This window comes from Priestia sp. BR_2, assembly GCF_041954005.1.
GTDB classification, from domain to species: domain Bacteria; phylum Bacillota; class Bacilli; order Paenibacillales; family Paenibacillaceae; genus Paenibacillus_AQ; species Paenibacillus_AQ lautus_A.
On record NZ_JAVFHM010000147.1, the window covers coordinates 1 to 2136 of the forward strand.

Below are 2136 nucleotides of genomic sequence, written 5' to 3' on the forward strand. Positions count from 1 at the left end.
TTTTAGCATTATACACCATTTTTGGTATTTTAGGAGCGTTATTTTTTAAATATATCCGTTAAAAAAAGCTCTGTACAAACTTTGATACAGAGCTTTTTTAGATATAATTTTATATTTAATTCACTTCAGTCGAGCTAATTAATTCATTCACGCCTAAGCTTCCGTTAGCCTGCTGCTGAATTTTGTGCACACTTTTGAATTTTTTGTGCTTCACGCTGCCGTCGCCATATGTAATGTTATATTCTTCTGAAGTATTTACTTGGTAACCGTTTGGTATAGGTTCTACTTTCGTCACCTCAAAATTCAATAAATCTTCTGTAATATTCTTTTGATTTAGATATGCAGTATACTCTTTTTGTTCGCTATACTTTTTCCCAGCTGGATCAATATACGGCGCTGCAATTGAGAAGTTATGACTTTTAATCGATTCCATCGTTGCATCCATGTACTCTGTCATAAATCGTGTAAGGTCGGCTGTATCGGATACATCTTCATCTTCCACCTCTGCTGTATCTTCTGTTTCTGTACGAACACCTTCATCCGTATTTTCCACGTCTGTATCATCAACTACCACTTCACTATCATCATTATCGTTTCCCTCTAACTTAGCGGTTTTCATTTGATATACTATTGGATGCTCCTCTTTAACCTCCTCCACATTTTCTGAGAACGAATCATATGCGTCCTCTACATCATCAAGCAGCCATTTCTTTTTCGTTTCATCGTACACTAAACTGTATTTAAGAACTTTTTCCTCGTTTTCAAAGCCTGAACCATAGTCAATACCGTACAATTCTTTACCGACGATGGTAGCTTCCCAACTTCCTTCATCCGTGTAATTCAGTTCGCCTGTATTCAAATCAAACGTTGTACCTACGTATTTGATTTTTGAGTACTCCGTGTCCATTCCATCGCCAATAGATTCCGTGACTGCACGCTTGTAATGATTCGTAACGTTCTCTAATGCATTCGGCTTACCTGTGCTATAAACCTTAAATAAGTTTTCATTTTCAGCAGCTGCTATTTTTATTAATGCATTTTCTAAATCTTTATCTCTACCAAAGTTGTAATAGATTTCATCGCTATCAATGGGAATATCCTTACTTGTTATTTCTCCCCAAGGAAAGTTTGCTGCTACTTTCATACTCATTGAGCCATCCGTTACAACAGGACCAAATTCAGGTGTTTTAAAAGGATTAAGGTTTACCTTTTTCCCATCAATTAACAATTTACCTTTCATATCTGGAGGATTTTCTCCCAAATCAATGGCAATGTCTTCGCCTTTCAAATCCAAGGAGACTGTTTTTTTGTTTATATTATCCATAAATGAGACTGTGTCTTTTGTGACCAAATCGACAAACTCCGTTTTATATCTTCCTTCTACTCTGTGCATACCAGGCACGTAAGGTCCATACGTCTTCGAAAAATTATTGGAAGAAGCAGTCCCAACTTTTTTCCCGTCTACATAAATGGCTGTATTTTTATAATCCGTTTCTACTTGTAGATACATGGGCTTTACTTCAATCGTATATTTATCAAAAAGAAAAGCTGCTTTCCCACGTTGTGCTAACTGAAAAGGAAGAACCTCCGGATCATCTTCGTAGCTGCTGCTTAACTCTTTATCCAGATTAATTCCTTTATCTAATGCTTGAGATTCTACTTTTAATACGTCTATCATGTCATTTATTTCATCAGGATGCTTTTGAAAATATGTCATAAATCCTTTAACACTTTCTTTGTTTATTTCCAAGTTTGAATCTGCAGAACTTAACAGATGAGCAACAGTTTTTTGATCATTATTATGTACGGCTGTTTCAAAGCGTTCAATAACTCTATCTTTATCAGTAAAATGCTCCCCTGCCTTATATCCTCCTATTAATAGAACGACCGCTGCTCCTGCAGCAATAAGTTTTCCTTTTGTCTTTTTAGACATTTGCTTAGGTGGCTCGGGTGATTGATTTGATATTCGCCCACTGCTATAATTCCCTTGAAGCGAAGTCTGTTGTGCGCTGTTTTGTTCAACAGGTCGCCCGCATTCCTGGCAAAATTCCGCTCCTTTCTTTAGCTGCTTGCCACATTCTTTACAAAATAACATGTATGTATCCTCCTGATGAAAAACTTTATACTCCTATATGT

The 2136-nt window shown here is 36.6% G+C and carries 1 protein-coding gene; it reads right to left on the reverse strand.

The annotated features are described in order from the left end of the window. Positions 1–115: 115 nt before the first annotated feature. Entirely contained in the window at positions 116–2095 is a 1980-nt protein-coding gene (locus tag RB298_RS06755) for a zinc ribbon domain-containing protein (protein WP_486046492.1), read from the reverse strand. Between the last annotated feature and the right edge of the window lie 41 nt (positions 2096–2136).

What these genes read in the sequence shown, in the direction of transcription:
- RB298_RS06755 (WP_486046492.1), bottom strand. Translation starts at nt 2,095, where the DNA reads ATGTTATTTTGTAAAGAATGTGGCAAGCAGCTAAAGAAAGGAGCGGAA.